The sequence below is a fragment of the Abyssibacter profundi genome (genome assembly GCF_003151135.1).
Taxonomy (GTDB): Bacteria; Pseudomonadota; Gammaproteobacteria; order Nevskiales; family OUC007; genus Abyssibacter; species Abyssibacter profundi.
Window position 1 is genome coordinate 49,471 of record NZ_QEQK01000013.1, and the last position, 26,868, is coordinate 76,338.

The 26,868-nt window shown below is 65.1% G+C and carries 24 protein-coding genes; 10 read left to right on the forward strand and 14 right to left on the reverse strand.

The window, feature by feature from the left end:
• Positions 1-55: 55 nt before the first annotated feature.
• From DEH80_RS13975 to DEH80_RS14000, 6 genes are all read right to left on the reverse strand, one after another.
• Complete coding sequence (locus DEH80_RS13975; protein ID WP_133249250.1) at positions 56-1,666, reverse strand: hypothetical protein; 1,611 nt, start codon at positions 1,664-1,666, stop codon at positions 56-58.
• 80 nt (positions 1,667-1,746) lie between these two features.
• A complete protein-coding gene (locus DEH80_RS13980) occupies positions 1,747-2,325 on the reverse strand; it encodes a hypothetical protein (RefSeq protein ID WP_133249251.1) in 579 nt (192 codons plus the stop codon).
• Positions 2,322-2,816, reverse strand: coding sequence for an RNA polymerase sigma factor (locus DEH80_RS13985; protein WP_109721131.1), 495 nt, complete (start codon positions 2,814-2,816; stop codon positions 2,322-2,324). Before DEH80_RS13985 ends, DEH80_RS13980 begins: the two co-directional genes overlap by 4 nt.
• Before the next feature lie 28 nt (positions 2,817-2,844).
• Positions 2,845-4,011 carry an ABC transporter permease gene (locus tag DEH80_RS13990; protein WP_109721132.1) on the reverse strand — a complete coding sequence of 389 codons (1,167 nt, stop codon included), beginning with the start codon at positions 4,009-4,011 and terminating at the stop codon, positions 2,845-2,847.
• Positions 4,008-4,742: an ABC transporter ATP-binding protein gene (locus DEH80_RS13995; RefSeq protein ID WP_109721133.1), complete on the reverse strand. Its 735-nt coding sequence runs from the start codon at positions 4,740-4,742 to the stop codon at positions 4,008-4,010. Before DEH80_RS13995 ends, DEH80_RS13990 begins: the two co-directional genes overlap by 4 nt.
• Complete coding sequence (locus DEH80_RS14000) at positions 4,739-6,142, reverse strand: alpha/beta hydrolase (protein ID WP_165831477.1); 1,404 nt, start codon at positions 6,140-6,142, stop codon at positions 4,739-4,741. The genes DEH80_RS13995 and DEH80_RS14000 overlap by 4 nt, the downstream gene beginning before the upstream one ends.
• Before the next feature lie 223 nt (positions 6,143-6,365).
• Between DEH80_RS14000 and murI the strand changes: the two genes are divergently transcribed.
• Both murI and DEH80_RS14010 read left to right on the forward strand, forming a co-directional pair.
• Complete coding sequence (gene murI, locus DEH80_RS14005) at positions 6,366-7,259, forward strand: glutamate racemase (RefSeq protein WP_109721165.1); 894 nt, start codon at positions 6,366-6,368, stop codon at positions 7,257-7,259.
• Positions 7,260-7,289: 30 nt separating this feature from the next.
• Complete coding sequence (locus DEH80_RS14010; RefSeq protein WP_109721135.1) at positions 7,290-7,694, forward strand: hypothetical protein; 405 nt, start codon at positions 7,290-7,292, stop codon at positions 7,692-7,694.
• Here DEH80_RS14010 and stpA read toward each other — a convergent pair.
• Positions 7,681-8,940: a glucosylglycerol 3-phosphatase gene (stpA, locus tag DEH80_RS14015; RefSeq protein WP_109721166.1), complete on the reverse strand. Its 1,260-nt coding sequence runs from the start codon at positions 8,938-8,940 to the stop codon at positions 7,681-7,683. The two genes, DEH80_RS14010 and stpA, sit on opposite strands and share 14 nt — an antisense overlap.
• Before the next feature lie 190 nt (positions 8,941-9,130).
• Between stpA and katG the strand changes: the two genes are divergently transcribed.
• Entirely contained in the window at positions 9,131-11,365 is a 2,235-nt protein-coding gene (gene katG / locus DEH80_RS14020) for a catalase/peroxidase HPI (protein WP_109721167.1), read from the forward strand.
• A gap of 80 nt (positions 11,366-11,445) precedes the next feature.
• On the opposite strand, the gene DEH80_RS14025 is transcribed toward katG, so the two are convergent.
• The gene (locus DEH80_RS14025; protein ID WP_109721136.1) at positions 11,446-12,558 is read right to left on the reverse strand and encodes a DUF2855 family protein; all 1,113 of its coding nucleotides are present in this window, start codon (positions 12,556-12,558) and stop codon (positions 11,446-11,448) included.
• Between the two features lie 85 nt (positions 12,559-12,643).
• Between DEH80_RS14025 and DEH80_RS14030 the strand changes: the two genes are divergently transcribed.
• On the forward strand, positions 12,644-13,363 hold the full coding sequence (locus DEH80_RS14030; RefSeq protein WP_109721137.1) for a TetR/AcrR family transcriptional regulator: 720 nt from the start codon (positions 12,644-12,646) through the stop codon (positions 13,361-13,363).
• Here DEH80_RS14030 and DEH80_RS14035 read toward each other — a convergent pair.
• Genes DEH80_RS14035 through DEH80_RS14055 form a run of 5 tightly spaced genes read right to left on the reverse strand, consistent with a single transcriptional unit; the run spans position 13,360 to position 18,681 of the window.
• On the reverse strand, positions 13,360-14,685 hold the full coding sequence (locus DEH80_RS14035; protein WP_109721138.1) for an MFS transporter: 1,326 nt from the start codon (positions 14,683-14,685) through the stop codon (positions 13,360-13,362). The two genes, DEH80_RS14030 and DEH80_RS14035, sit on opposite strands and share 4 nt — an antisense overlap.
• 15 nt (positions 14,686-14,700) lie before the next feature.
• Positions 14,701-15,933 carry an SAM-dependent methyltransferase gene (locus DEH80_RS14040; protein WP_109721139.1) on the reverse strand — a complete coding sequence of 411 codons (1,233 nt, stop codon included), beginning with the start codon at positions 15,931-15,933 and terminating at the stop codon, positions 14,701-14,703.
• Entirely contained in the window at positions 15,930-16,691 is a 762-nt protein-coding gene (locus tag DEH80_RS14045) for a DUF1365 domain-containing protein (RefSeq protein ID WP_109721140.1), read from the reverse strand. Before DEH80_RS14045 ends, DEH80_RS14040 begins: the two co-directional genes overlap by 4 nt.
• Positions 16,688-17,968, reverse strand: coding sequence for an NAD(P)/FAD-dependent oxidoreductase (locus DEH80_RS14050; RefSeq protein ID WP_109721141.1), 1,281 nt, complete (start codon positions 17,966-17,968; stop codon positions 16,688-16,690). The genes DEH80_RS14045 and DEH80_RS14050 overlap by 4 nt, the downstream gene beginning before the upstream one ends.
• Before the next feature lie 56 nt (positions 17,969-18,024).
• The gene (locus DEH80_RS14055) at positions 18,025-18,681 is read right to left on the reverse strand and encodes an arylesterase (RefSeq protein WP_243412823.1); all 657 of its coding nucleotides are present in this window, start codon (positions 18,679-18,681) and stop codon (positions 18,025-18,027) included.
• Between DEH80_RS14055 and DEH80_RS14060 the strand changes: the two genes are divergently transcribed.
• From DEH80_RS14060 to DEH80_RS14085, 6 genes are all read left to right on the forward strand, one after another.
• Positions 18,665-19,336 (forward strand): ABC transporter ATP-binding protein, encoded by a 672-nt coding sequence (locus DEH80_RS14060; protein ID WP_109721142.1) that lies wholly within the window; start codon positions 18,665-18,667, stop codon positions 19,334-19,336. The genes DEH80_RS14055 and DEH80_RS14060 overlap by 17 nt on opposite strands.
• Entirely contained in the window at positions 19,333-21,780 is a 2,448-nt protein-coding gene (locus DEH80_RS14065) for an ABC transporter permease (RefSeq protein WP_109721143.1), read from the forward strand. The genes DEH80_RS14060 and DEH80_RS14065 overlap by 4 nt, the downstream gene beginning before the upstream one ends.
• A 21-nt stretch (positions 21,781-21,801) precedes the next feature.
• The gene (locus DEH80_RS14070) at positions 21,802-23,262 is read left to right on the forward strand and encodes a sensor histidine kinase (RefSeq protein ID WP_109721144.1); all 1,461 of its coding nucleotides are present in this window, start codon (positions 21,802-21,804) and stop codon (positions 23,260-23,262) included.
• A 104-nt stretch (positions 23,263-23,366) separates the two neighbouring features.
• A complete protein-coding gene (locus DEH80_RS14075) occupies positions 23,367-24,341 on the forward strand; it encodes a malate dehydrogenase (protein WP_109721145.1) in 975 nt (324 codons plus the stop codon).
• A gap of 146 nt (positions 24,342-24,487) precedes the next feature.
• Positions 24,488-25,462: a magnesium transporter CorA family protein gene (locus tag DEH80_RS14080; RefSeq protein ID WP_165831478.1), complete on the forward strand. Its 975-nt coding sequence runs from the start codon at positions 24,488-24,490 to the stop codon at positions 25,460-25,462.
• Between the two features lie 5 nt (positions 25,463-25,467).
• Complete coding sequence (locus tag DEH80_RS14085; protein WP_207774612.1) at positions 25,468-26,064, forward strand: DUF924 family protein; 597 nt, start codon at positions 25,468-25,470, stop codon at positions 26,062-26,064.
• A 28-nt stretch (positions 26,065-26,092) separates the two neighbouring features.
• Here the strand turns inward: DEH80_RS14085 and DEH80_RS14090 are convergent, their stop codons facing one another.
• Positions 26,093-26,803 carry a hypothetical protein gene (locus DEH80_RS14090; RefSeq protein ID WP_109721148.1) on the reverse strand — a complete coding sequence of 237 codons (711 nt, stop codon included), beginning with the start codon at positions 26,801-26,803 and terminating at the stop codon, positions 26,093-26,095.
• Positions 26,804-26,868 lie beyond the last annotated feature (65 nt).

Sequence of the window (26,868 nt, forward strand, 5' to 3'; positions counted from 1 at the left end):
AATTCCTGCGCCTGACCGCAACAGCTGTTCATGTTTGACCGCGAACCCAAGGCGATCAGGGCGTGGTGATCGGACCCGGGCAGCTGTATCCGATGGGGTCACCGGCCAGCGCATCGGCCACGGCGTTCGCGTTGCGTAGGCTGTTCGGGTCGCTGTCCAGCAAGCGATCCACCAGGTCGCGGTAGCTTTCGATGACGGGGGCGAGATAGTCCAGTGACAGCTTGTCGATGGTGTCCGCCGGCGAGTGGTGGAAGAGCCCGGCTCCGGAGATGCCCAGCGTGGGAATCTGCAAGGCGTAGGCGGCCTGGGTCTCGCCAGGATTGAACACGCCGCCGGGCGATACCGTGAGTGCCTGCGTGGCAATCACGTCGGCAAAAGCGGCCAGCGTGGCGGTTTCCAACAAGGGGTTTTCCGAGATCACCAGCGCACGCTGCGTGGCGGGTAGCCCGGTGGGCATGGGCTCACCCTGACGCTCGATATAACCTCGGCTGGCCAAGCCCGCGCCCAGATGCACATAAGTCGCCACGCGCTCGGGTCCCAGGCATTGCAGGACCCGCTCCTGACCAAACCCCATCATCTCGTGCGCACCTGTGAAGGTGAACACCACGGTGTAAGGCAGCGGGCCTTCGCGCCGGACCCGGTCGGCCAGATACCGCGCCAGGTAGATGAGCCCGCCCACGCCGGGGCCGCGTTCCGAGCCCACGGTGAACCAACCATTGACGGGGGTGCCAATGACCAGAAATTGATCCCGATTCACGCCCGGTAGAAACGCATAGCTGTTCGAGGAATAGCCATCTGGGCCCGGCTCGGCGATGTCTGCGTCCACAACCAGCTGCGCGGGCTGGCCGGCCAGTTCCACGAGGCGTTGTCCGTCGAATTCGCCGACGATAAGGGTTGGCAGACTGCGCGGGCCCTCGAAGGTGTTGTAGTTCTGGGCGACCAGTTCGTTGGATGGTCCTTCGACGGCGACGATCGCCCCGATGGCGCCCTGCTCGGCGGCCCAATCCAGCGCCTGCTGGGCGCCCACGGTCGCGGCGTTGAGCACTTGCCGCGCGGTGAAGATGATGACCTTGCCGGAGACATCGCCGGCGGCCAGCCGATCCAATAGGCTGCCTCCTCCCAGATCAACCAGGTCACCGCTAACGCCCTGGGGCGGTGTCACCCCTTGGAAATACCACGGAAATACGGCGGGTCGGTAGGTGGATCCATCCGCCAGGCTGACGGTGAGTTCGTAGTTTCGCGGTTTGAAGATCGGGAACCCGAACGGCTGTTCCTGGATGTGTTCCAGCCCGTCGATGCGACGGAATTGATCCGCGGCCCAGCGGTGAACCTGATGGCCCAGGCCGCTGCCCGTGCGCGGTCCCGGTAGGCACTTGTACCACTCGGTGTCCGGGTCCGTGGTCAGACACTCGTCGAAATGAGCTGGCTCGACGATGACATCCAGGTACGCCTGCAAATGGGCGTACGCGGTGGGGCCAGGCTCGCCCAGTGGAATCTCAAAACCCGTGGTCGGTGATTCGGTCGGATCTGTGGGGTCGGCAGGTTCGTTGGCCACCGGCGTGGCGTCGCCGCCCCCGTCCACACAGGCAGTGAGCACCAGTAACAGCCCCAGCAGCATGGCGGTGGCATGGAGTGGTCGTCGCGCGCGCGGGGTCCGTCGGGCCATTGTGGACAGTGGAGACAGGCAGGAACGCAGTGTCCCGCGCCGCGCGCCCTGCGGCTATCGGCCAGCCGGCCCGGGCGCTGTCAGAAAATCCTGTACGGTGCCTGTCGGGCCGGTCCGATGCAGTAGTCGCGCGAACGCCGCCACAGGCGCCAGGCCCACCACTGGCAGGCGCCGATCCAGGCCAGGGCCCAGCCCATCGAAAACGCGAGGTAGGGCCAGCGATCGGTGAAGCCGTAGAGCGCCAGATCCAGCAGCGGCAGCGGCAGGATTAACAGGAACAGCACCGTGGCGGCCCGGCAAACCGTGAGCCAGAAGCGAGACACGGCAAGCATCCGCGCCCGGATGGCCCAGGGTCGGACCGGCAGCGGTGCCTGCTGGCGACGGTAGGCGGCCAGGACCACCCACCAGTAGCCGATGATGCTCAGGCCCAGCAGGGCGATCATCAGGTATTCCAGCGTATGGTCGAGGCGGGTCCAGGCCCAGGCCAACAGCAGCAGCGCAAACGGTGATCCAATCATTTCGGATGCGATGTACCAGCGCATCCAACGCACCCGCTTGCTCAGGCGTGTGACATCCGGTGGTGCGGTGCTGCGACCCGTTTGATCCGGGTGGGTGTCGACCTGCTGCCAGGCCTGGCGCATTGAATCCCATTCGTTCATGGCTTGGCCTCCGCGGCCAGTTGTTTGCTGAGCGCGGCGCGGGCCCGGTTCAGTCGCACGCCGACGAGATTGCTGGTGATATCCAGCACCTTGGCCATTTCCGCATAGCTCAGGCCTTCCAACGCCAAGGTCACCAGCTGGCGCTGGCCCAGCGGTAGCGCACGGACCGCGGCCAGCAGGCGATCGGCCTGTTCCTGCCGTTCGGCGCGATCGAGGGCCGAGCCCTCGGGACTGCTCATATCCGGAATCTGATCCGTCGATCGGGGCTGCCTGGACTGCGTCAGGGCATGGGAGGCGCCGCGGTTATGGGCAATGCGCAGCACAAACGTGCGCGGCGACGCCTCGCCGCGAAACCGTGGCCAGGCGCGCCAGATCGCCACCAGCATGTCCTGCGTCAGGTCTTCGGCCAGACCGGGGTCGTGTTCGTAGCTGGCGGCTACGCGGCGGATGGCGGGTCCATGCTCGGCCACCAGCGCGTCAAAATCGCTCATGGCTGCGGGCGTGGATCGGTCAGGCGCCTCACAGGCCGCGCAGCATGCGTTCAGAGGCATACATCCGAGCCGTGGCGATGACGCAAACCAGCCCCAGCCCCACCACGGTGGCCGTGGCCACAGCCCAGGACAGCGGGTCCGGCGACAGCTCCCGCAATGCATCGCCCAGTAGCTGCTGTTGACCCAGTACCGGGACGGCAAACATCCAGGGTTCGGCATCTAGCTGCAGAAAACTCACCGCCATGGCGGGCACCATGGGGACGAACATCAACAGCGACAGATACGTCTGCGCCTCTTTGAACGACTTCGCGTAGCTGGAGGCCAGCATCTGCAACCCGGCGGCCAACAGGGACAGCGGTGCGATGAGTGCGAACATGGTCAGCATCGACATCGGCGTGGGCTGATAGCGAATGCCCAGCTCGCCCAGCGGCGCCATGGGCAACAGCAGGCCCATGGCGGTGAGCGTCAACGCCACGCCCAACAGCCCGAACAGCGCCGCGACCAGCCACTTGCCGACGACCAGCGCCAGCGGCGACACCGGCTGGACCAGCAGGGCCTCTAGCGACCGTCGTTCCCGCTCACCGGCAGTGGCGTCGATGCTGACATGCATGCTGCCGAAGAAGGCGGCAATCAATACGAAGACCTGGAAGCCGCTCAGCACCAGCGCCGCGCGGTCGGCGCGGCTGGCGACATCACGGCGCTGGGTGAGCACCGGTTGCGCGGCCTGGGGCGATACGCCGAGAGCCATGAGGCGCAGGCTGGCCAGCTCGCCGCTCCAGGCCGCGATGGTTTGTTCCACGCGGCGCGTGGCGCTTTGGCTGCTGGTGCGCGAACTGTCATGGAGCAGCTCGATATGGGCCGGCTGGCCGGCGCGCATCCGCCGCCGGAAGTCATCGACGGGTCGCAGGATCACGTCGTGGTCGCCCACGGCCTGCTCTGCATCGATGTCCGGGGCCAGTGTCTCCAGGCGGTAGCCCGCCTCGCGCAGGTGTTGGGCCAGGCCCGGCGCCCGATCGATGTGCTGCACGGTGACCTGCTGCTCGTTCCGGGTCTCGTTTTCCACCAGCGCCGTGAACGCGGCCAGCATCATCACCGGCCCCATGAGGGCATAGCCGACCAAGGTCATAATCGACCGCGGATCCCGGCGAGCATCGATGAACTCCTTGGTGGCCACGGCCCAGAGTTGGCGCATCATGCCGCGACTCCGGTGGGGGCCTCGATGAGGCGAACAAAGGCATCCTCCAGCCGGCTTTGTCCGGTCCGGGCGCAGAGCTCAGCCGGGCTGCCGGCCGCCTTGACGATGCCGTCGCCGACGATGACCAGGTGATCGCAAAGTTCCTCGACCTCCTGCATCACATGGCTGGAAAACACGACGCAACGCCCTTGGGAGCGCAGCAGGCGCAGGTGGTCGCGTAGTCCGCGTGTGCTCATGACATCCAGGCCGCGGGTCGGTTCGTCCAACACCAGGTTCTGCGGGTTATGCAGCAGGGCGCGAGCCAGCCCGACCTTCATGCGTTCGCCGGCCGAAAAGCCTTCGACGCGACGGTCCAGCAAGGCATCGATGTGCAGTTGCCCGGCGACCCGGTCGATGGCCTCGGCCACCGCCTGCCGGCCCAGGCCGTGTAGCCGGCCGAAGTAGGCCAGGTGTTCCCGGGTGGTCAGCCGGGCATAGAGCCCGAACTGGTCCGGCAACACGCCCAGGCGCTGCCGGGCCGCCATGGGCTGCTCGCCCACGCGGATACCGTCGATATCGACATGTCCCTGATCCGGTTTCAGCAAACCTTCCACACAACGCATGGCGGTGGTCTTGCCGGCGCCATTGGGTCCCAGCAAGCCGGTAATGGCGCCATCGGGGGCCGAAAAGCTGACATCGCTAACCGCCTGCACGTCGCCAAAATGCTTGGCCAATCCTGTGGCATGAATCATTCGGGAAGCTCCGGTCCAGTGGCGTCAATAAAAAATGCCTTGGGCTGGATGTCCGCCACGCAGCGGGTATCCAGTGATTGGGGGTCCGCCGTGTCGATAAAGCGGGAGGTCAGTTCGGCGATACAGCCTCGGCGGCTGGCAATATGCGCAGCGCCAGCGACTTCCAGCACGCGGCTATTGGACAGCGTCCGCGCGGCCTGGTGGGCGGTGTACGGCGGTGTGACCGGGTCCCACTGTCCGGCAATCAGCAGGCTGGGGATGTCGCTGGTCACCGGTTCGTGGAAGTCGGGTGCCACGGCGTGTCGGGGCCAGACCGAACAGGCGGTCATCCAGAATTTGAATACCTGGTCTCCCATAAACGATGTCCGTTCGGCTGCACTGATGTCGGCAGCCTCAAGCCGGCCGATGTCCTCCGAGCACAAAACCGACAGCATCATCCCGAAGGCGATGTCATCCAGCATGCCGCTGTTAAAGGCCTCTGCCGCTGCATGCAACGGCGCGTAACGGCCCTCGAATGCCTGGATGATGGTGTACGGGAGCACGCGAATCATCGCATCGCTGTACAGCATGCCGCGGAGGGCCGAACCCGCACGCAGCGCGTTGAATGACTCCTCGCGGGTGGCGCCGGTGAGCGGATGCGCCAGGTCGGCCGCGAACGGCCGGGCATCCAAACGGTTCATCAGGGTGTCGAAGCGTCGCGGCAGCGCCGGGAAAGCTTCCGAACAGCCGGTTTCGTCTGCACAGGCCTGAAACACACGCGTTAGCGCCTGTTGCGCATCGGCGCCCATGTGGGCGCCAATGGTCCAGTCCGTGGGCGCGACCGAATCCAGGGTGAGGGTTCGGGTGTGCGCCGGATAGCGGCGGGCGTAGACCAGTGCGGCCCGCGTGCCCCAGGACCCGCCCCAGAGATTGAGTGTCGGTGCCGCCAGTGCTTGGCGTAGCCGATCCAGATCATCGGCCACGGCCTCGCTGCCATAGGCGGTCAGGTCCGTATCCAGCTGATCACGACAGGCCACGGTCTCGGCCACGATGCGCTCGCGGTCGTCGGCGAAGTCGTCATCTTCGAAGGGACAGGCCAGCTTGTTGGATGAACCGGTGCCACGCGGGTCGATGATGACAATGTCGCGGTCGACATTGGCGTCGCGCAGCAGACCACCCGCCATCGCGGCGATGGAGCGCCCGGATTGTCCGGGCCCGCCGGGGATCACGACAATCGGATCGGGCGCGGGGGTGGCGGACTGTGCCGGTAGCCGGACAAAGGCCAGCGGCAGCTGCTCGCCGTCGGGCTCGGCGTGATGCAGGGGCACCGACAGCTCGCCGCATTCCACGCGGCTACCCAGCCCGTCGACAAAGCAGGGGGAGGTCAGGCCGGTCGCGGCCAGGGCCAGTATCGAAAACACGCGGCGATCCTTTGGGGGAGATACCTCGCTAGTGTGCGGTGGGCTCGGATTTATTACATCCGGGTGCGACGAGCCGCAGCGCCCATCGCCCGGCGCGGGCGGGATCGTGGTGTCCATGCCGCCGGGCGGTCACAATACGCGCCTTGATGAGCGCCCTGTCTGCCATGACCGCCCCGCCCTGTTCCACGGCCCCTGTCCGGGGCCTGCACTGCTGGCTCCTGCCATGAGCGCGGCGCCTATTGGTGTCTTCGACTCGGGCGTGGGCGGGCTGTCGGTCCTGCGACATATTCATCGCATGCTGCCCTCCGAATCGCTGATCTATGTCGCCGATTCCGCCTATGCGCCCTACGGTGATCGCAGTAGCGAGGAGATCCACGCGCGGGCGCATGCGATTTGCCGGTTCCTGATCGACCAGGGTGCCCGCGCCATCGTCGTGGCCTGCAACACGGCCACGGCGGTGGCCGTGGCATCGCTGCGAGCAACCTTCGATTTACCCATCGTGGCCATGGAGCCGGCGATCAAGCCCGCGGCGGCGCTGACACAAACCGGGGTGGTGGCTGTGCTGGCGACCCAGCGCACGCTGGCCAGCCAGCAAATCGAGCGGCTAGTTCAGCGACATGCCCAAGGCTGCCGCGTACTGCTTCAGCCCTGTCCGGGGTTTGTCGATCAGGTGGAGCGAGGGGAGCTGACCGGTGCCCGGACCCGCCGGCTGGTCGCCGACACCCTGCAGCCGCTACTGGATGCGGGCATCGACGTCCTGGTGCTGGGGTGTACCCACTACCCGTTCCTGCTGCCGGCGATTCGCGCCGTGGTCGGCGAGGACCTGACCATCATCGACCCGGCCGAGGCGGTGACCCAGGAGTTGCAACGGCGACTGACCGGCCACCGGAGCGCTGCCGAGCGTGCCGTCGGGCCCGCGACGTTGCGGTTTTACACCACCGGCTCGATTGCGACAGTGGGTCCGGTGCTGGACGCCCTGTGGGGGCGACCGGCGCAGCTGTCCGGCTGTCTGGATGCCCAGACCGACACGGTGCAGGGCGCGTCACCGGCAAGGGCGTCCGCCGAAGGAACAAGCGCGCCACCGCCGCACTCAAGTTGCCCGGATGGCGGCCGATAACCCCGGACAAGCCCCCGTCCGGAGTCCGTCATGGACAAAGCCATTGCTGCCGTCGCCACGGTGCGCAACGCGATCATCGATACCGTCAACGAGCTTTGCATTCCCGCTGGCGGGTGTATTCATCTGGCCACGCTTAAAGCGCACATCGGCGGTCTACGGGTGCGCAAGGACGACTACACCGACGCGCTGTCTTCACTCGTGCATCAGGGGGTGTTCACCACCGAGGTCGATGGTGAGGGGCTATTGCTGCAACTGACCGAGGTGGGGGCCGATGTCGTCTACGCCCCGCCATCGCTGGTTCGGCCCATGGACTGGATCGCCGCGTTTCGCACGCTCAAGGCGCAGCGTGAATTTCTGCGTCGTCCTGCCGCCAATGACGGTCCGGTGTACGGACGGCGCGCCAATGACCAGCCGTTGTCCGTCAGCGCGTATTAGTGGCAGCCGCCAGGGCGCAGAACCAGTTCACATACTGCACATGCCCGCCGGGCATGATGAGGTTGGGCCGGAGCGGGTCCTCGGGGTCGCAAAGCCCGCTCATGGCTTCGATCGGTACGACATCGGCGTCCGGGTCCAGCGTGTCGGTTTGGACGCCGGGGCGACGTACCTCGCCGCCGCTGCTGTCCACGAAGATCACGATATTGCCCGTCTCAAAGCGCTGCCCCAGATCCTGAACCAGGGTCAGAAATCCACGATCGCTGCCACCCCGTTGCCATTGGCCGCTGTCGTCCGGGGTGGAGGTCAGCGTATCGCCGACGCCGACAATGCGCGGCATCAAGGCCGGGTCGAAGCGCTGCACAGCGAGTTCGATTAATGATGGGTGATCGGCCGGTGCTTCACGGGCGTTGAAATCCTCACCCAGGGGGTATTGGCCGGTGCGGCTGAAGTAGTAGTGATTCAGCAGCACGAGCACCCCGGCTTCCTTGACCGCGCCACGCAGCATGAACTGAAAGTCCGTGGTGCCGGCATGGTGATCGTCGGCCCATTGGATGCGTTCGCCCCCCTTTGCATCCCGGCCCATGTTCGGCGCGTAGTGGACGAAAAAGCTGTCACCGAGTCCGGATTGATCGGCACGTTCCAGCAAGGCCTGCATGAACTGCTGCACGGCAACCTGGGCCTGTCGGTAGGTTTCCGCGTCGTCGGTAAACCGATGATGCAAGGGGTTGAGATTCAGCGTCGGCGAAGCCGCGTTGTCCAGCACACAGACTTCGGCCAGTGCCAGGGCTTCGGGTTCTTGCAGTCGGAACGGTGGTTGGGTCAGCAAATCGGTGAGAAAACGCAGTGCCCGCTCGGGAAACGCCGCGAGGAAACGATGCTCGGCGTCCGAAACGCCGGGATGGGTCACCTGACCATAGCGGTCCTGCGACTGCACGCCGCCGGCTGCCAGTCCGGGCAGATAAAGCCCTTCGAGGCCGGCCTGGTCCGGATCATCCAAGGCCGCATCGACAATCGCGTTTACGCCGCGCCGGCCGATGTGTTCTCCATTGGTCAATACGTAGAACCGGCCATCGAGGACGTGTGCGGCCTCGACATAGCCGCGTTCCAGTGTTCGCGTCAGCGGGTCGCGGACCAGCCCCATGCAAACGCCATCGAGATCCTGAATGATCAGAAAGGCCTCGCTGGCCAACAGGGTTTGCCGGAAGCGCTCAGCGTCTAAGGTGCAGGTCGGAAGCAGATCGTGCATGGCGAAATGGTAACGCGGCGGGCGGGCTGTCTTGAACGGGGCTGCGCATGCCATCGGTTCTACCGATGATCCATATCGAAACAACCGGTTGTACATCGTCGCGGCCGATTAATAGTCTCCCAACACCAGCCTTTCAACGATGAATATCCAAGGCTGCCCCCTACTCATTCGTTCTGGGAGACGAATCATGATGTCAGTTGCATCAAAAGCTGCTGTTGCGTTGGGTATGGCCGCCGCCGTGGGTCTGCCCACGCTGGCTCCGTCCAGCGCATCGGCCCAAACGGCGAAGTCCAATCAATTCTGGTGGCCGGACACCATCAGCCTGACTCCGCTACGCCAGCAGGCCAGCGAGTCCAACCCCTACGGCGAGGACTTCGACTACGCCGCCGCGTTCGCCGAGCTGGATCTGGACGCCGTTAAGGCCGATCTCGAAGCCGTGATGAAGGATTCGCAGGACTGGTGGCCTGCCGACTACGGTCACTACGGTCCCTTCTTCATCCGTATGGCTTGGCATAGCGCCGGTACCTATCGCTCGGCCGATGGTCGCGGTGGCGCCGGTGGCGGTCAGCAGCGTTTCGAGCCGCTGAACAGCTGGCCGGACAATGCCAACCTGGATAAGGCACGGCGGCTTTTGTGGCCGGTTAAGCAGAAGTACGGCCGCAACATCTCCTGGGCTGACCTGATGGTGCTGGCCGGGACGGTGGCGATGGAATCCATGGGCTTTAAGACCTTTGGCTTTGCCGGCGGTCGCACCGACGACTGGGAAGCCGATCTGGTGTACTGGGGGCCCGAGCGCAAGATGCTCGCCTCGGACCGTTTCCATGGTGACGGCAAGATCCAGGACCCGCTTGCTGCATCGCAGATGGGCCTGATCTACGTGAACCCCGAGGGACCGGGTGGCAAGCCTGATCCGGTCGCCGCCGCCAAGGTGATTCGGGAAGCCTTCGGCCGCATGGCCATGAACGACGAGGAAACGGTGGCGCTCATCGCTGGAGGTCACACCTTCGGCAAGGCGCATGGTGCCGCCAAGTCCTCGGACTGTGTCGGCCCGGAGCCGGCCGCCGAGTCGGTGGACAAGCAGGGATTCGGCTGGGAGAACCGCTGTGGTTCCGGCAAGGGTGCGGACACCTACACCAGTGGCCTGGAAGGTGCCTGGACCGCCAGTCCGGCCCAGTGGACGACCCAGTACCTGGACAATCTGTTCAACTTCGAATGGGAGCAGACCACCAGCCCGACGGGCCACATCCAGTGGGTACCGAAGAATGCCGATCAGCTGAAGTTTGTCCCGGACGCACATGATCCGACCAAGCGCCACGCGCCGATCATGTTCACGACAGATTTGTCGCTGAAGTTCGATCCGGTTTACCGCGAGATTTCGCAGCGGTTCCGCAAGAACCCAGAGGCATTCGAGCTGGCCTTTGCCAAGGCCTGGTTCAAGCTGACCCACCGCGACATGGGTCCGCGCGCCCGCTACATCGGTGACAGCGTGCCGGACGAGGTGTTGCTGTGGCAGGACCCGGTCCCCGCGGTGGACACTCCGCTGATCGAAGCCAAGGACATCGCCAAGCTGAAGAAGGCGATTCTCGATTCCGGGCTGACCGTGGGCGAATTGGTGCGCACGGCCTGGGCCTCGGCGGCGAGCTACCGTGGCTCAGACATGCGCGGTGGTGCTAATGGCGCCCGTGTTCGCCTGGCGCCGCAGAAAGACTGGGCCGTGAACAACCCGGCTGAGCTGCAGAAGGTGCTGACGACCCTGGGCGAGATTCGTGACGACTTCAACGGCGGTTTCTTCCAGAAGAAGCAGGTGTCGATGGCCGACATGATCGTGCTGGGTGGTGCAGCGGCCATTGAGCAGGCCGCCAAGGCCGCGGGTCACGATGTGACGGTGCCGTTCATCCCGGGACGGGCCGATGCCACCCAGGCACAAACCGATGTCGAGTCCTTCGCGGTGCTGGAGCCCAAGGCCGATGGGTTCCGCAACTACTACTCGGACGAGGCCTACCTGTCACCGGCACTCATGCTGGTTGATCGCGCGGCGTTGCTGGAACTGACCGTGCCAGAAATGACGGTGCTGGTCGGCGGAATGCGGGCATTGGGTGCCAACAGCCAGGGCGTGCAGCATGGTGTGTTCACCGATCGCGTCGGTCAGCTCAGCAATGACTACTTCGTGAATTTGCTCGATATGTCCACACGCTGGCAGCCTGCCAGCGACACGGATGGCCTCTATGAGGGCGTGGACCGCGCCACCGGACAGGTGAAATGGACCGCGACCCCGGTGGACTTGGTGTTTGGCTCGCATGCCGAGTTGCGGGCAGTGGCCGAGGTCTACGCGGCGAATGATGGCGAACGCCAGTTCGTCGAGGATTTCGTCAATGCCTGGGTCAAGGTGATGCAGCTGGATCGCTTTGATCTGCGGCGCAGCTAACTCATCCAACCTGCTGTAAGCAGCGGATTGGTCGGGCGGGGTGCCACGCAAGGTGGCACCCCGCCCAGTCGTTTCTGGCTTTACGCTGGTTGGGGTCGGACGATGTGACCCTGCTGTGGATCGATCCGGCCGTTAACCAGGGCCGCCACCAGCGACTGCGCGGCTGGCAATCCGCTGTGCTCCGTCAGCGTCAGACGTGAGTGTTGCGGGTCGCGCACGAAGTCGTAAAACGCCAGTTGCGCCTGATTGAACCGCCGCGTCACCTCGGCAGCCCCCCAGTCGGCGTTGCGTTTGCGAATCTGATACGGGGCGAAGTACAGCTCGGGTTTGGGGCCTGGTAACGCGGCCGCCTGTTCCGGGGTCAAGAAGTCCTGGGACTGTGCGGAGCCGGCAAAGCAGCTATAGGTCAGGTGTTGGTCGAAATGCTGGTGCACCTGCTGGCGTAGCGCCTGCCGACCGGAAAAATCGACGTAAACCGTCGGCCGGGTGGCGTCCAGGTCGGATAAGCCGCCGTAATCCACTGATGTGTCATAACAGCCCAGGGCCTGGACAAAGGCCTGATGGCCGGCCGATGTCATCCCCGTTTGCCCCGGCGAGGCGTGGCGCAGGCAGAAGGCCGTGCCAAACGCGGTTTTGCTGGAGGCGCTGGAGTACAGCAGCTGCTCGGCGCCGAAAAACGCGTTGTCTTCGAGAAAGTCCGCCAGCATGAACGAGGTGATGAACAGCGGCCGGAGCAGGCACTGCAAATCCTCGGTCTCCGGTCGATACGCCGCATCGGTGGTGCAGCGCTGGTACTGGTTATACGCCGAAGTGAGTGATTGGCGGTGCTTGCGACCATCGTAGAAACCCCGCTCGGTGACACGGACGGGCTGCACGATGTCATGCGTGGCGATGGGCCAGTAGCCATAGTAGCGCTCGCCCTCCTCCACGCCGGGAACCGTCGAGCTCTCCACGGTGGCAAAGCCCCAGGCGGGCATATGCCCCCAGTCCGGGTCATCGGTCGGGAAAAAATCCCAGTAGCGCAGATGCGGCACGTCGCCAAAGGCCGCATAGGTAATATTGTTGCTGGTGACGGCGAGGCGATCGATGCGCAGCAGCACCTCCCCGGTCGACAAGGTGGGGCGCGAGCGCGAAGCGATGCGGGTCTGCGCCAGTTGGTCGCGTCGGGTCTGCAACTGCGTGATGGTGGTCATTCGCCGGCCTCGGGGTTGTGGGCCAAGGGCCCATCTGCAATGGTCGATCTACTGTAAGCAACGGCGGTAGCCAGCGGGTTCGGATATGCGACAAGACGCCAGGACGCCGGCCCGCCCCCGGTCACGCCGCCCCCAGATCAGCCTGTTGCCACGGGCCGACAGCAAGCCACGCAAACGGCCGAAGCAGGCCCGGGCGCAGGTGACCGTGGAGGCTTTGTTCGAGGCCTTTGTTCGGATATGGCAACGCGACGGCTGGGACAAGCTGACGACGCGGGCCGTGGCCCTGGAAGCCGGCGTGGCCGTCGGCACCTTGTACGAGTACTTTCCCAACAAGCTGGCGCTGTACTCCGGCTATGTGCGCTACTGCATCGAGTCACTGATGGCGGCTGTTCAGGCGGCCGCAGTGGACCCAGAGGGGTTGAGCTGGCAGGCGCGGATACATCGCATGCTGCAGATTCTCTGCGGCCTGGAGAAACTGCCTCGCGTCTGGCTCAACGCCGACATGTATCTGCTTGAACCCCTTGTGGCCGAGCCCAAGCACCAGCGCCGTGCTCATGAGGAACTGCTGGGGCTTTGGCGTCGGGTGCTGGCGGCCTGCGAGGATCTGCCGCACCCGCCGTCGCCGCAGGCCATCGAGACCCTGCACCTGAGTGTTTGGGGAGGCCGTCGCTACGCGATTGTTGTGGGTCTGTCGCCGGAAGAGACCCGGCGTTGGGCGCAGGGCCTGGAGCAGCAGTGCTTCGCCTATCTGGAGTCGCCACAGTCGGCCGAGCCCGCGCAAGCTTCCCGGCGCATGCGGCTTTAGCCGGTGCCCGCGGCTTGCAGGCGCGCCTGCAGCTGCGCGTGTCGGTCGCGGCTCAGCGGGAAATTCCAAACCACCGGAATGACGCAAAGCTTGATCGCCACGGGCAGCACCGCGTACAGCGACGCCAGCGTCCAAAGCGCCGTGGCGTCATTGTTGATTTTGGCGTCGAAACCCGCGAGATCCAGCACCGGGAAGGCGATGCCCACGCCCAGGGCAATGGCCAGCTTAGTGGCCAGACCCCACAGGCCAAAGTAAAGCCCGGCGCGCCCGCCGCCGCCGGCGGCCGTGTCCTCGTCGATGACATCGGCCTGCATCGAGGCTGGAATGGCCTGATCCACCCCCAGACACGCCCCACCCAGCACGCAGATCACCAGGTAGCCGGCCAGGTCGCCCGGCCCCAGCAAGGGGGCGAATGCGAACACGACCGACACCCAGCCCATGGATGCACACCACAGCCGATGTTTGCTCCAGTGGCGTCCCACCCGCAGCCAGATGGGCAGGCCGACCACGGCCGACAGGAAATACACCACCAAAGCCATGCCCATTTCGGCCTGGCTGGCTTCGAGTCGATGTTCGACAAAGAACACGAACAGCACGGCCGGTAAGGCATTGGCAAAGCCGTTGAGCAGATAGGCGAACAGCAAGCGGCGAAACGGGCGGTTGTTCCGCATCAATGCAAGACCGCCGCGCAGGTCCAGGCCGGCGTGGCCGTGGCGAGTGGGCTCGTCCACGCCCAGCAATAACACCAGCAAACAAATCGGCAAGCTGGCGAGCAGAAACACATAAAGGGCTACCAGACCGTCGCCGGTGTCGCCTCCTTGCTGCATCCACACATTGGGCAGGATGATCGCCACCAGTGTGCCGACCACCGCGAAGATCTCGCGGGCGGCGGTGACCCGCGAACGCTCGTCGTAGTCGGTGGACAGCTCGGCGCCCCAGGTCTGGTAGGGCAGCATGATCATGCTCCAGCCCAGGTAGGCGACCAGCGACCAGCCCAGCAGATAAACCCAGGTGGCCGTGTCCGGCGGCGTGAACAGATACCACCCACCCACGAGCAGCACCGGCGTGCCGAGCACGATCCACGGTCGGCGGCGGCCGAAACGGGAACGGGTACGGTCGGAGGCCCAGCCCACGCCGAGGTCGGTGACCAGATCCCAAAGGCGGGCGCCAAACAGAAGCGCCCCCACCAGGCCGGTGGTCAGTGCGGGCAGCTGTGCGTAGTACGGCGGCAGGAAAATCGCCAGCGGCAGCAGCAGGGCCGTGAGCGGCATCCCCAAGGCGCCGTAGGCGGCCAGCTGCCGCCGGCGTAGCATGGGGTTCATGCCGGTGATGGGGGCCTAGTCCGCGTGACGCAGCGCGATGTGCATGACATCGATACGGCCATCATCGAATCCGCATTCGCAGTACGCCAGGTAGTAGCGCCACATGCGCAGGAAGCGTTCGTCGAACTGGCTGACGATGGCATCGCGATGTTCCAACACCTTGTCATGCCAGCGGCGCAGCGTCTCCGCGTAATGGGGGCCGAAGAAGTCCGGGCGGTCGGCCTGTAGCCCGACATCGGCCGCGGCCTGTGTAAACGCCTCCGGGCTGGCGAGCATGCCGCCCGGGAAAATGTACTTCTGGATGAAGTCCATGCGCTGGCGGTAGTCATCAAAGTGGGCGTGATCGATGGTGATGCCCTGGAGCACGGCGACACCGTCCTGGCGCAGGACGTTCCGAATGGTTCGGAAGTACGTGGGCCAGAATGCCTCGCCCACGGCCTCGTACATTTCGATGGAGACGACGCGGTCGAATTGCTCACGCAGGTCACGGTAGTCCTGCAACCGGAATTCCACACGGTCGGCGACTCCGGCTGCTTCGGCGCGGCGCCGGGCCTCGGCCAGTTGCTCATCGGAGAGCGTGATGCTGGTGATGCGACAGCCTGTGGTCTGGGCGGCGTGGATCGCAAACCCACCCCAGCCGGAGCCGATCTCCAGCAAGTGATGCTCGGGCCGCAGGTCCAGTCGATCGAGAATGGCCTGGTACTTTCGATGCTGGGCCGCGGCCAGATCCTCGGACATCGGCTCGAACACGGCCGCCGAGTAGGTCATCGTCTCGTCCAGCCACAGCTCGTAGAACGTATTGCCCAGATCGTAGTGCGCCTGGATGTTACGACGGCTGCCGGTCTTGGTATTGGCACGCATGGCGTGGAGCGCACGCCCCATCCAGTGCACCAGCGGGTTGCGGTCATAAGGCCCGCGATAGTGTTCCTGGTTGAGCATCAGCACGTGCAGCGTCTCGGCCAGGTTGGGGGAATCCCAGTCGCCATCCATGTAGGACTCGGCAAACCCGGTCGCCGCGCCCAGCAGCACCTTGCGTAGCACCGCGCCGTTGCGCAGTTGCAAATGCCCATGTGGGCCGGACTCCTGTCCACGGAACCGATGCAGGGACCCGTTCGGCAGGGTCACATCCAGCCGGCCGATTTTCAGGCCGCGCAGCATCCACAGCATGGCGGAGATCGCCACACCCGGTGAATGGCCCGTGCCAGGGTGCACCGCCTGCATGTTCAACGTCTGTTGTTCCTGATTCATCCCGTACTCTCCTCTCCAGGCGGCGCGGGCCGGGGTCGGTACCCGGCGCCTCGCAGCCACAATTTCAGCGCCTGCCAATGAATGCGGATTACCACGTTCAGGGTTTGCAGGGGCATGCCTACCAACCAGCGAACAATGGCCGCACTACTGAGCGGCCGGCGTGTTCCCGCCATGGTCGCGGTCAGAATGGCCTGCTCGTTGTCCCATTCGTTGATCAGCACCCGGATGGATGCATCCGGGCGCTCGAAGCGAAAGCGGTACTCACCGCTCACATCGAGAAACGGCGAGACGTGAAAGCGTTTGGGTCGAACGAATTCGTGGTCCAGATCCATGGCCTGCCCCCCGGCGTGCAACACATAGCTGTGTGTCTCCCCGAATGTGTTGTTCACCTCGGCCACGATGGCCCGAAGCGCACCGCCTTGATCATGGCAGTAATAAAGACTGATGGGGTTGAACACGTAGCCGAGAATCCTCGGCATGCAAAGCAACTGAATGGGGCCTCCGTCCAGCTTGATGCCGTGCCGAGCCACGGTGGCTTCGACCCAGGGGCGCAGCGGACCCTCCTGCCGCCTGCCATGGTCCCGATCGTAAACGGCCAGGAGATTCCAGCGGTTGTGACTGAATAGCCGATGCCTGCGACTCACCGAGTCCAGCTGGTCAATATCCACCAGCAGGTAGAACAGCCGGTAGACGAAGCGGTAGAACGGCGGCACGTGGCGTTTGTGCATCACGCGCATGCTGTACAGGGCGGCGTTCATGACGGACCCGCATCGGCCTCCCACGGTGGCGCGCAGCCCAGGGCCCGGGCCACGTTCAGGCCCGAGGTGAAACCGTCTTCGTGGAAGCCGTAGCCCGTCCAGGCGCCGCACCACCAGATGCCCCGCTTGCCCTGGATCTCCGGCAGCCGCCGCTGAGCCTCCATCATGGCTGGGGTGTACTGGGGATGGGTGTACACGGTTTCGTAGAGCACGCGCCGTGGGTCGGGCTCGCGGATAGGGTTGAGGGTGACGATGTACTCCTCCTCCGTGTCCAGCGCCTGCAGCAGGTTCATCCAGTACGACAGACAAACGGGTGACGCATCCAGCGTATCGGCGGTCTGCAGCACGTTCCAGCTGGACCAGGTCAATCTGCGGCGCGGCATCAGTCGCGTGTCCGTGTGCAGAATCGCTCGGTTCTCGGCGTACTGCACGCCGCCCAGCACGGCGGCTTCGTCCTCGTCGGCATCAGCGAGCATTCTGGCTGCGATGTCGCCGTGGACCGCGCAGACCACGGCGTCGAATCGCTCCTCCCCCGCAGCGGTGGTGACCATGACGCCGGCATCCGTCCGACGCAGGGCCTGCACCGGCGTGGACAGGCGGAGTTCACCGCGAAAGTCGGCCAGCATGGCCTCCACATAACGCCGGCTGCCGCCACTAATCGTTCGCCATTTCGGACGTTTGAAGATATTCAGCAACCCATGTGATTCATAGAAACGGGCGAAGGCGGGGAACGGGAAGGCGCGTGTCGCCTCGGCCGGCGTGGACCAGATCGCCCCGGCCATGGGGCATAGGAATCGCCGTTGCAGCTCATCTGAAAACCCGTGATCGTCCAGAAACTGGCCCAGGGTGACGTCGGCGAGTTCGTCGTTGGCCAGCAGCTGCTTGGTCAGCCGAAAAAAGCGCAGGATGTCGAACAGCATGCGCCAGTGACTGGGCCGGAACAGCAAGCTGAGCTGGGCAAACAGGCCGGTCAGCCGTCCGCCCCCGGAATACTCCAGGGCCCCGTCGCCTGCACTGAGCGCAAACGACATGGTGCTGGGCTGGGTGGTCACACCCAGCATGGACAGCATCCGGATCAGATTCGGATAGTTCACCGGGTTGTGCACGATGAACCCCGTGTCGATGTTCAGGGGCCCATCGGGCGAGTCGACCGTGACGGTATTGGTATGCCCGCCGGGCGTGTCAGCAGCTTCGAACAGGGTGATCTCGTGCTGGCGGGACAGGGACCAGGCAGCCCCCAAACCCGCCACACCGGATCCGATCACGGCGATCCGCATGATGTTCAGACTCCAGAAAGGTTACTGCCCAGTTCGCAGCGCTTTGGAGATTGGATTCAATCCGATGTAGAGGTTTTGAACAGGGGCTCCAACACAGGCCAGGCGTGGTCCAGCAAGCGCGGCTGCGCCGCCGCATTGGGATGGATGCCATCGGGCAGAAAGGCCTGCTCGTCCAGGGCGATGGGCGCCAGAAAAAACGGCAGCAGCGCGGCACCGGTGGCTTCGGCCACGGCTGCAAAGCTGCGGTGAAACTGTTCGGCGTAGGCCGGGCCGTAGTTGCTGGGAATCCGCATGCCGAAGATCACCACCTGGGCGCCCGCCTGCTGGCCTTGCTCGACCATCGCACGGAGATTGTTGTGCAGGGCAGGCAGCGGTTGGCCGCGCAGGCCATCATTGCCGCCCAGTTCGACGATCAGCACGTCGGGGCGGTGGCGCGCGAGTTGCTTGGGCAGTCGGCGCAGGCCACCGGCGGTGGTCTCGCCGGAAACGCTGGCGTTGACCACCTGGTGTGGATAGCCTGCCTCGGCCAGCCGAGCCTGTAGTAACGCGACCCAGCCTGCATCGCGCGGTATGCCATAGGCCGCCGACAGGCTGTCACCGAGCACCAGCACCACGGGGGTGTCGGCATCCGCGGCGGCCGAGCCACCGAATAACCAGCCGACGGCCAGCACCATCCAGAGGAAACGCTTGAGCAACATGATTCGCGCAGACAAGGTGATCCAGCAGGTTAGCAGTGGCCAGGAAACCCTGACCATTCTCGATCAGGTTGATCTGGAGGTGGCGGCCGGCGAGTCACTGGCCATCGTCGGTGCCTCGGGTGCGGGCAAGTCCACGCTGCTGGGTTTGCTGGCCGGGCTGGATCGACCCACGGCCGGCGAGATCTGGCTGGACGGCCAGGCCCTGCACCGCCTGGACGAGGACGCCAGAGCGCGGGCGCGGGCAGGCCGGATCGGTTTTGTATTTCAGTCATTCCAGCTGCTGCCCGCGTTGACAGCCCTGGAGAACGTGCTGCTGCCCTTGGAACTGGCCGGCCTGCCCGATGCACAGGCCTGCGCTCGCGCAGCGCTGGATCAGGTGGGGCTGAGTCATCGTCTGACACACCGGCCGCGACAGCTCTCAGGCGGTGAGCAGCAGCGGGTGGCCCTGGCGCGCGCCTTCGCACCCCAGCCAGTCGTGTTGTTCGCCGACGAGCCGACCGGAAATCTCGACGCGGACAACGGGCGCAAAATCGCTGATTTGTTGTTCGAACTGAACGCCAGCAACGGGACCACGCTGGTGATGGTGACGCATGATGCAACGCTCGCGGCCCGGTGCCAGCGCAGCCTCACCATGCGCGATGGTCGCCTGCAGACGGCAACACCTGCATGAAGCGACTCGACGCAGACCAGTGGTTGCTGGTTGTGGCCATGGCCGTTGCGGTGGCCTCTGCCAGCGCCGTCGCCTTCTTCTCCGCGCGCATCGAGGCGGCCATGGCGCAGCAGGCCGGTGAGGCGATTGCGGCAGACCTGCGTACCCGCGATAGCCAACCGGTGAGCGCGACCATTGAAGACCAGGCACGGGGTCTGGGGCTGCGCACCGCTCGCACGGTGACGTTTCCCAGCGTCGTGATCGCCGGTGAGGCCTCGTCGCTGGCCGGTATCAAGGCCGTGTCCGATGGTTATCCGCTGCGCGGCGAATTACGTGTGGCCGACCAACCCTACGGCCCGGAATCGCTGCGCCGTGGCGGTCCGGCGCCGGGTGAGGCCTGGGTAGACCCGCGCGTGTACGCCGAGCTTAATCTCACGCTGGGTGAGTCCGTGCGGGTGGGGCAGCGTGAACTGGTGGTCACGCAGGTTCTGGCTTATGAGCCGGATCGCGGAGGCGGTTTCACCACCCTTGCGCCCCGACTGATGCTGCACATCGACGATTTGTCCGGCAGCGGCCTGCTGGGGCCCGGCAGCCGAGCGCGATACGCATTACTGGTGGCGGGCCCGGCCGATGCACTGGCCCGGCTGCGCGAGACCACGGCCGAGCAGCTCGCCAGCGGTCAGCGCTGGACCACGGCTGAGCAGGCCCGGCCGGAACTGGACGATGCGCTGGGACGGGCGCGTCGGTTCATGGGCCTGGCGGCGCTGTCGGCGGTGCTGCTGGCCGGCGTCGCGATGGCCCTGTCGGCGGTGCAATACGCGGCCGGCCAGCGCGACGCCGTGGCCTTGCGCAAAACGCTGGGCGCAACGGGCCGCATGATTCTGCGCGGGGAGCTGCTGCGGTTGCTGCGCCTGGGCGTGCTGGGCGGGCTCATCGGTTTGGCCTGCGGTTATCTGGGTCAGTGGATACTGGTGCGGGTCATCGGCGATTTGGTGCTGATGAGCCTGCCACCACCGCCGCTGTGGCCGGCGCTGCCCGCCCTGGCGACGGGCGCCGTGGCCCTGATCGGTTTCGGCCTGCCACCCCTGTTGCGCCTGCGGCATGTGCCGCCCATGCGGGTGCTGCAGCAGGCCCTGGGGCCGCCAGCGGCGTCGGTCTGGGGCGCCGGACTGGTGGCGGCCACGACCGTGGCGGGTCTGCTGATCTGGCAGGCGGGTGATCTGCGTCTGGCCCTGACGGTGTTTGTCGGCGCGGCGCTGGCCTTGGGTGCGCTGGCCCTGGCGGCGCTGGGACTGACGCAATTGGTGCAACGGCTACGACATCGAAGCGGCGGTGCCTGGCGCTACGGCCTGGCCAACATTGCACGGCGCCGCGGCGATGCTACCTTGCAGCTGGTGGCGGTGGGCACCGGGCTGACGGTCCTTTTGTTGCTGGTGGTGGTCCGTGGCGATCTGCTGGCCACTTGGCGCGACAGCCTGCCCGAGGACGCGCCGAACGTGTTTCTGATCAATATCCAGTCTGATCAGCGAGATGCCGTGTCCCGGTTCTTCGCCGAACGGGGGCTGGGCGAACCGACGCTGCACGCCATGGCCCGGGGGCGGCTCATCGCGGTCAACGGCGACGCCGTGGAAGCCCAGCAGTACGATGACCCCGATGCCCGGGAGCGGCTTGAGCGTGCCTTCAACCTGTCGTGGGCCGCAGAGCTGGGTGATGACAACACGACGATCGACGGCCAATGGTGGGGCGAAGACGGTCGTGGCCAGCCGTGGATCTCCATCGAGGAGAACATGGTCGAGTCCTATGGATGGACGTTGGGTGATCGGCTGAGTTTCGATTTTGCGGGCCAGACCCTGGATCTGGAGGTGGTGCATCGGCGCGCCGTGGAGTGGGATAGCTTCAGTGTGAATTTCTTCCTGTTGGTGCCCCCCGGCCTGCTGGACGAGGTGGATGCGACCTGGCTGACGAGTGTCCATTTGCCGCCCGAGGGCAAGACGGCGCTGCTCGATCTGGTTCGCGCCGAGCCCAACATCACCGTGCTGGATGTGGATGCACTCATCGCCCAGGTGCGCCGCGTCATGGACCGGGTGAGCCTGGCCGTCGAAGCGGTGTTTGCGCTGACCTTGCTGGCCGGTCTCGTCGTGTTGATGGCAGCGCTGCAGGGCACGCGGGACCAGCGTCGGCGTGAGGCCGCGTTGCTGCGGACCCTGGGTGCCTCACGCCGGGTGTTGCGCCAGGCCATGTTCACGGAGTTTGGCGTGCTGGGTGCGCTGTCCGGCTTGTTGGCTGCGGGTTTTGCGCAACTCATCGCCGCCGCACTGGCTCGGGGCGTGTTCGACATGACCTATGTCGCCAGCCCCGACCTGTGGTGGACAGGCCCATTGGCGGGCATGTTGCTGATGACGGCTGCCGCATTGGTCAGCGTGCGGGGGGTGGTTGGCCAGCCACCGCTTGCGACCCTGCGATGAGACCGGCAGATTAGCCCGCGCATGGAGACTCCCTTCCCTTCCCGCGAGTTGCTGCTGGCGATTACCGATGTCGCCCAGGATCTCAATGGTGCCGTGACGCCGGACGGCACGGTCGTCTACGTGAGTGCGGCCATCAGCCGAATCGTCGGTTTCGACACCGGGGAGGCGGTGGGCACCAGCATGTTCCGCTTCATCGCACCGGACGATCACGCATCCGTGCAATCGGCCCTGACCACCGTGGCGGCCGGTTCACCGGTCCAGTTTCGCTGTCACCTGTTGGACCAGCGTGACCAGCCCCGGCTGGTGGAAGTCCGGGCGCGACCGGCACCTATCGATGGCCAGCAGTATCTGGTGTTCAGTGCCCATGACGCGACCGATGCCCTCCATGCCGAGAAGGCACGGGCGGAGAGCGAGGTCCGCTTCCGTCGGTTAATGGATGCGGCGCCGGATGCCATGGTGGTCATCCAGGACGCACGGGTGGTCTTTGCCAACGAGACGGCGGCGCAGATGTTTGGCCCGGTTCCCCGTGAGCGCTTGTTGGGGCGGAGCATGAGCGAGCTCATGCACCCCGATGATCTGGATGAGACCATGGAACGCCAGCGCCGCATCGAGGCCGGCGAATCGCTGGAGCCCCTGGTTCGGCGTCTGGTGCAGGCCGACGGCAGCGTAGTCTGGGCCGAGGCCCGCGGCGTGTCGGTGAGCTTTAAGGGCCGGCCAGCCGTGCTGTCGATCATCCGCCGTGTGAGCGGTGAAACGCCCGAGGCCAGTGAGTTCGAGCTGGCGATGTCCCGGTTGCGGGCAGCAAACACCGAGCTCACGCAGTTTGCAGACACCCTGACACGGGATCTGCACGAACCGTTGCGGATGATCGGTGGTTTTCTGCAACTGCTACGACGTCGTCACCAAAGCGATTTGGATGCCGAGTCGATGGACTACATCGATACCGCTGTCAGCGGGGTGCGTCGGATCGAGTCGCTGATTACCGATCTCAAAGAATTCTCTCGTATCCATACGCATGGGCGACCCCTACGCCCCGTGTCGCTGGAGACCGTGGTGATCGCCGCGCAACGCCGTATGGCCCAGGACATCGAGGCCGCCGGATTTCGCTGTCACCACGCGGTGCTGCCGCTGGTGGTCGGGGATGAATCGCAGTTGGTCAAGGCGTTTTGCCACCTGTTCTCCAACGCCATCAAGTATGGACCCACGGATGATGCACCCATGGTCGAGGTCAGGGCCGAGCGCAAGGACACGATGTGGGAGATCGAGGTTCGCGACAACGGCATCGGGATCGACCCCCACCACCAGGACCGCGTCTTCGAGGTCTTCCGGCGCCTGCAGCCGCAGGACAAGACCGAGGGCACCGGCATCGGGCTGGCCACGGTCAAGCGCATCATCGAGCGCCATCGCGGCCAGGTGTGGCTGCGGTCCAACCCCGGGGTGGGCACCTCGTTCTTCCTGACGCTGCCGGTCCCGCCCGAGTAGCACACGCCGGTTGTTCAGGGCGGCGTCACGACGGCCGGCAGTGGCCGTCCTGCCGGCGTTTCGCTATGCTCCCGGCCCCTTTTTTGTAGACGTCGGAGTTCACGATGACCGAACCTGTTCGCGTTGCCATCACCGGAGCGGCGGGCCAGATTTCCTATTCGCTGGCATTTCGCATCGCTGCGGGCGACATGCTCGGCAAGGACCAGCCTGTCATTCTCCAGCTACTGGAGATCCCCCCGGCAATGGACGCGCTCAAGGGCGTGGTCATGGAACTCAATGATTGTGCGTTCCCGCTGCTGGCCGGCATCGAAGCCACGGACAACCCCGAGGTCGCGTTCAAGGACGCCGACTTTGCCCTGCTCGTCGGCGCGCGTCCGCGCGGCCCGGGCATGGAGCGGGCGGACCTGCTGCAGGCCAACGCCGCCATTTTCTCGGTGCAGGGCAAGGCGCTGAACGATCACGCCAGCCGTGATGTGCGCGTGCTGGTCGTAGGCAACCCGGCCAATACCAACGCGCTGATCGCGCGCGAGAACGCGCCGGACCTGGATCACCGCCAGTTCACCGCCATGATGCGCCTGGATCACAACCGCGCCCTGTCACAGCTGGCCGAGAAGACCGGTAAGTCGATCAACACCATCGACAACATGGTCGTCTGGGGCAACCACAGCGCCACCCAGTACCCGGACCTGCACCAGTGCACCGTCGACGGTCAGCCGGCGATGAGTCTGGTGGACCAGGCCTGGTATGAGAACGATTTCATCCCCACCGTGCAGCAGCGTGGCGCCGCCATCATCAAGGCGCGCGGTGCCAGCTCGGCCGCCTCGGCTGCTTCGGCCGCCATCGATCACATGCGCGACTGGGCGCTTGGCTCGGACGGCTGGGTGTCCATGGGCATTCCGTCTGACGGCAGCTATGGCGTGGAGCCCGGCATCGTTTACAGCTACCCCGTGGTCTGCAAGAACGGTGACTACGAGATCGTGCAGGATCTGGAGATCAACGCTTTCTCGCGTGAGCGCATGAAGACCACCGAAGATGAGCTGCGCAGCGAGCGCGCGGCGGTGGAAGACCTGCTGGGCTAAACCCGGTCGCAGGACCCCCGCGCCACCCGGCGTGGTCGCGTTCTGCAGAGGGCTGGACGGCTTTCGGGTCGGCGGCTCGGACTGCTAGCCTCGACGGGCGTCGATGGGTGATTCCCTCGACGCCCGTTTTGTTTGTGAGGATGCAGATGCAGATCATCGAATTTGCAGACGGTCAGTTCCCGCGGGTGCTGGAGCGTCTGGAAGATCATGTCGACGGCCGGATGCTGTGGCTGGACTTCGTGCGCGGCGAACGCAGCGATTGGCATGAACTCGCCCAGCAACTCAGCGGTGCCACGTTGCTCCAGCAGCATATGGTGGATGGCAACAATGCGGCCCATCCCTCACATTACGATGGCACCTCCGAGTACGACCTCATCGTATTCCAGGGTCTGGGCCCTGACCCCCGGCACGATCAGATCGAGACGCGCACGGCCGCATTCTTCTTGTTTGATCGTCTGCTGGTCACCGTGCGTGCACCGGATAATGTGTCCTTCGAGACCGCCTCCCGGCGCATCATCGACCGCTCGGTGGCGCGGATTCCGAACACGCCCATCGGCATGGCCCACTTCATCCTCGACGTCATGATCGACCGCTACCTGGGCATCCGTGAGCCGCTGGGCCGGGCGTTCGAAGAGCTGCAGGAGTCGTTGCTCGACCCCGACAATCCGTTTAACGACTGGAAGGCGCTGCTCAACACGCGCAAGCAGGCCCGCAAGCTGGAATCGCTCTCGGCCGGACAGTTGGAAGCCCTGGATTCCTGGCGGCGGCAGACGCGCTTCGAATTGACGGAGTCTCAGTTGGTTCGGCTGAACGACTTGTCCGAGCATGTGGTGCGGGTGCAAACCCACGCCGCTGCGCAGCAGGCTGATGTGGAGTCGGCCGTGCAGCTCCATTTTTCGGCCGTGGCCCACGCCACCAATCAGACGGTCACGACGTTGACGATTCTCTCGGCGGTATTCCTGCCACTGGGGCTGATTGCCGGCATCTTCGGTATGAACTTCGACAACATGCCCGAACTGCACCACCCTTATGCCTACTATGTGACCTTAGCGGGCATGGTCACCCTGGCCGGCGGCCTGCTGTTCTTCTTCCGCCGTAAGGGGTTCTTTTCGGGGATATGAGCCAGGTGCAACAGGCCATACTGGATTTCTGGTTTGGTGACGCGGCGGCGAGCGATGCCGACATCGCCCAGCGGCAGGGTGATCTGTGGTGGGGCAAGTCGGCCGCCATCGACGCGACGATCGGCCGCGACTTCGGCCCGCTGGTCGAAGCGGCGGCCCGCGGCCAGCTCAATCACTGGACCAGCACGGAACCGGGCCTGCTGGCGCTATTGCTGCTGACCGACCAGTTCCGCCGCAATCTTTATCGCGATCAGGCCGATGCCTTTGCGCTGGATGAACTGGCCCGCGGACTCACCCGGCAGTGTCTCCGCCGTGGCGGGGACCGTCGCCTGCGCCCGGTGCAGCGCGTGTTTGTCTATCTGCCGCTGGAGCACAGTGAGTCGCTGGTCGATCAGGACGCATCCGTTCGCCTGTTCGCCGCCCTGGTTGATGATGTGCCGGCGGATCAGCAGGGACCGTTTGAGTATTTTCTGAAGTTTGCCCATGCGCACCGCGACGTGATCGCGCGCTATGGGCGGTTTCCTCATCGCAACACCGCGCTCGGCCGGGTGAGCACCGCAGCCGAGCGCGTGTATTTGGCAGATCCGAACGCCGGCTTTTAGTTCGGCAGGGCCGGGTCGGAGTGGTGACTTAGAAGAACTTGTAGCGAACACCCAAGGAGATGACCGGATAAAGGTCGAAGTCGTCGGCGTCCTGCTGGAGCTCCTGTTCTTCCCGCTCCAGCGCCTCATCCAGTTCCTGTTGGCAGTCGGCGGTGGGATTGCTGCCCAGCGATCCCTGGCAGGAACCTTCGCTGCTCAGCGACACGCCGGGCGAACCCTGGAACATCACGCCGATGTCGAATTGGAAGCCGAAGCCGGTATCGGCGGCCACCGCATTGCCCCAGCCCAGGCCGGCATAGGGTGCGACACTGTCGAAATCGATGAGTGCGCTGATCGTACCGATGTCATCGGCATCGAAGCTCTGATCGCCCACCTCACAGCTGGCCTGCTCGCAGCGCGCCGAGGCGGCGATCTCGTTGCCGTTAAAGACCACACCGGCGGATAGTCGGAACGCGCCGCCCCAGGGGTGCCAGTCGGCATAGGCGGCCAACGATGAGAGATCCAGCGAGCCGTTATAGGTGAGCTCGTTACCGGAATCCTCTTCCGGCTCTGGGTCGTAGTCGTAGTCGTACTGGTTGACGCCGGCGCGGAGATTGAATGTCTCCGTAATGCCCGTGGTCATCTCCAGGCTCAAGCCCAGCGTGCTGACGCGGGCCGCCACGCCCAGGTTGGGTTCGTAGGCATGCCCAAGCGTGGGCAGCAGCGCCAAGGCGCTGACCAGACCAAGGGTTCGAATCATCTTGTTACTCCGCTGAAGGTGCGTATCAAAGCGTCGGAGTGCGTCAGGCACTGGCCTGTCCCCTG

Excerpts from the sequence above, each read along its gene's own strand:
- DEH80_RS13975 (WP_133249250.1), bottom strand. The coding sequence starts at position 1,666 with ATGGCCCGACGGACCCCGCGCGCGCGACGACCACTCCATGCCACCGCC.
- DEH80_RS13980 (WP_133249251.1), bottom strand. The coding sequence starts at position 2,325 with ATGAACGAATGGGATTCAATGCGCCAGGCCTGGCAGCAGGTCGACACC.
- DEH80_RS13985 (WP_109721131.1), bottom strand. The coding sequence starts at position 2,816 with ATGAGCGATTTTGACGCGCTGGTGGCCGAGCATGGACCCGCCATCCGC.
- DEH80_RS13990 (WP_109721132.1), bottom strand. The coding sequence starts at position 4,011 with ATGATGCGCCAACTCTGGGCCGTGGCCACCAAGGAGTTCATCGATGCT.
- DEH80_RS13995 (WP_109721133.1), bottom strand. The coding sequence starts at position 4,742 with ATGATTCATGCCACAGGATTGGCCAAGCATTTTGGCGACGTGCAGGCG.
- murI (WP_109721165.1), top strand. The coding sequence starts at position 6,366 with ATGAGCGCGGCGCCTATTGGTGTCTTCGACTCGGGCGTGGGCGGGCTG.
- DEH80_RS14010 (WP_109721135.1), top strand. The coding sequence starts at position 7,290 with ATGGACAAAGCCATTGCTGCCGTCGCCACGGTGCGCAACGCGATCATC.
- stpA (WP_109721166.1), bottom strand. The coding sequence starts at position 8,940 with ATGCACGATCTGCTTCCGACCTGCACCTTAGACGCTGAGCGCTTCCGG.
- katG (WP_109721167.1), top strand. The coding sequence starts at position 9,131 with ATGTCAGTTGCATCAAAAGCTGCTGTTGCGTTGGGTATGGCCGCCGCC.
- DEH80_RS14025 (WP_109721136.1), bottom strand. The coding sequence starts at position 12,558 with ATGACCACCATCACGCAGTTGCAGACCCGACGCGACCAACTGGCGCAG.
- DEH80_RS14030 (WP_109721137.1), top strand. The coding sequence starts at position 12,644 with ATGCGACAAGACGCCAGGACGCCGGCCCGCCCCCGGTCACGCCGCCCC.
- DEH80_RS14035 (WP_109721138.1), bottom strand. The coding sequence starts at position 14,685 with ATGAACCCCATGCTACGCCGGCGGCAGCTGGCCGCCTACGGCGCCTTG.
- DEH80_RS14040 (WP_109721139.1), bottom strand. The coding sequence starts at position 15,933 with ATGAATCAGGAACAACAGACGTTGAACATGCAGGCGGTGCACCCTGGC.
- DEH80_RS14045 (WP_109721140.1), bottom strand. The coding sequence starts at position 16,691 with ATGAACGCCGCCCTGTACAGCATGCGCGTGATGCACAAACGCCACGTG.
- DEH80_RS14050 (WP_109721141.1), bottom strand. The coding sequence starts at position 17,968 with ATGCGGATCGCCGTGATCGGATCCGGTGTGGCGGGTTTGGGGGCTGCC.
- DEH80_RS14060 (WP_109721142.1), top strand. The coding sequence starts at position 18,665 with ATGATTCGCGCAGACAAGGTGATCCAGCAGGTTAGCAGTGGCCAGGAA.
- DEH80_RS14065 (WP_109721143.1), top strand. The coding sequence starts at position 19,333 with ATGAAGCGACTCGACGCAGACCAGTGGTTGCTGGTTGTGGCCATGGCC.
- DEH80_RS14070 (WP_109721144.1), top strand. The coding sequence starts at position 21,802 with ATGGAGACTCCCTTCCCTTCCCGCGAGTTGCTGCTGGCGATTACCGAT.
- DEH80_RS14075 (WP_109721145.1), top strand. The coding sequence starts at position 23,367 with ATGACCGAACCTGTTCGCGTTGCCATCACCGGAGCGGCGGGCCAGATT.
- DEH80_RS14080 (WP_165831478.1), top strand. The coding sequence starts at position 24,488 with ATGCAGATCATCGAATTTGCAGACGGTCAGTTCCCGCGGGTGCTGGAG.
- DEH80_RS14090 (WP_109721148.1), bottom strand. The coding sequence starts at position 26,803 with ATGATTCGAACCCTTGGTCTGGTCAGCGCCTTGGCGCTGCTGCCCACG.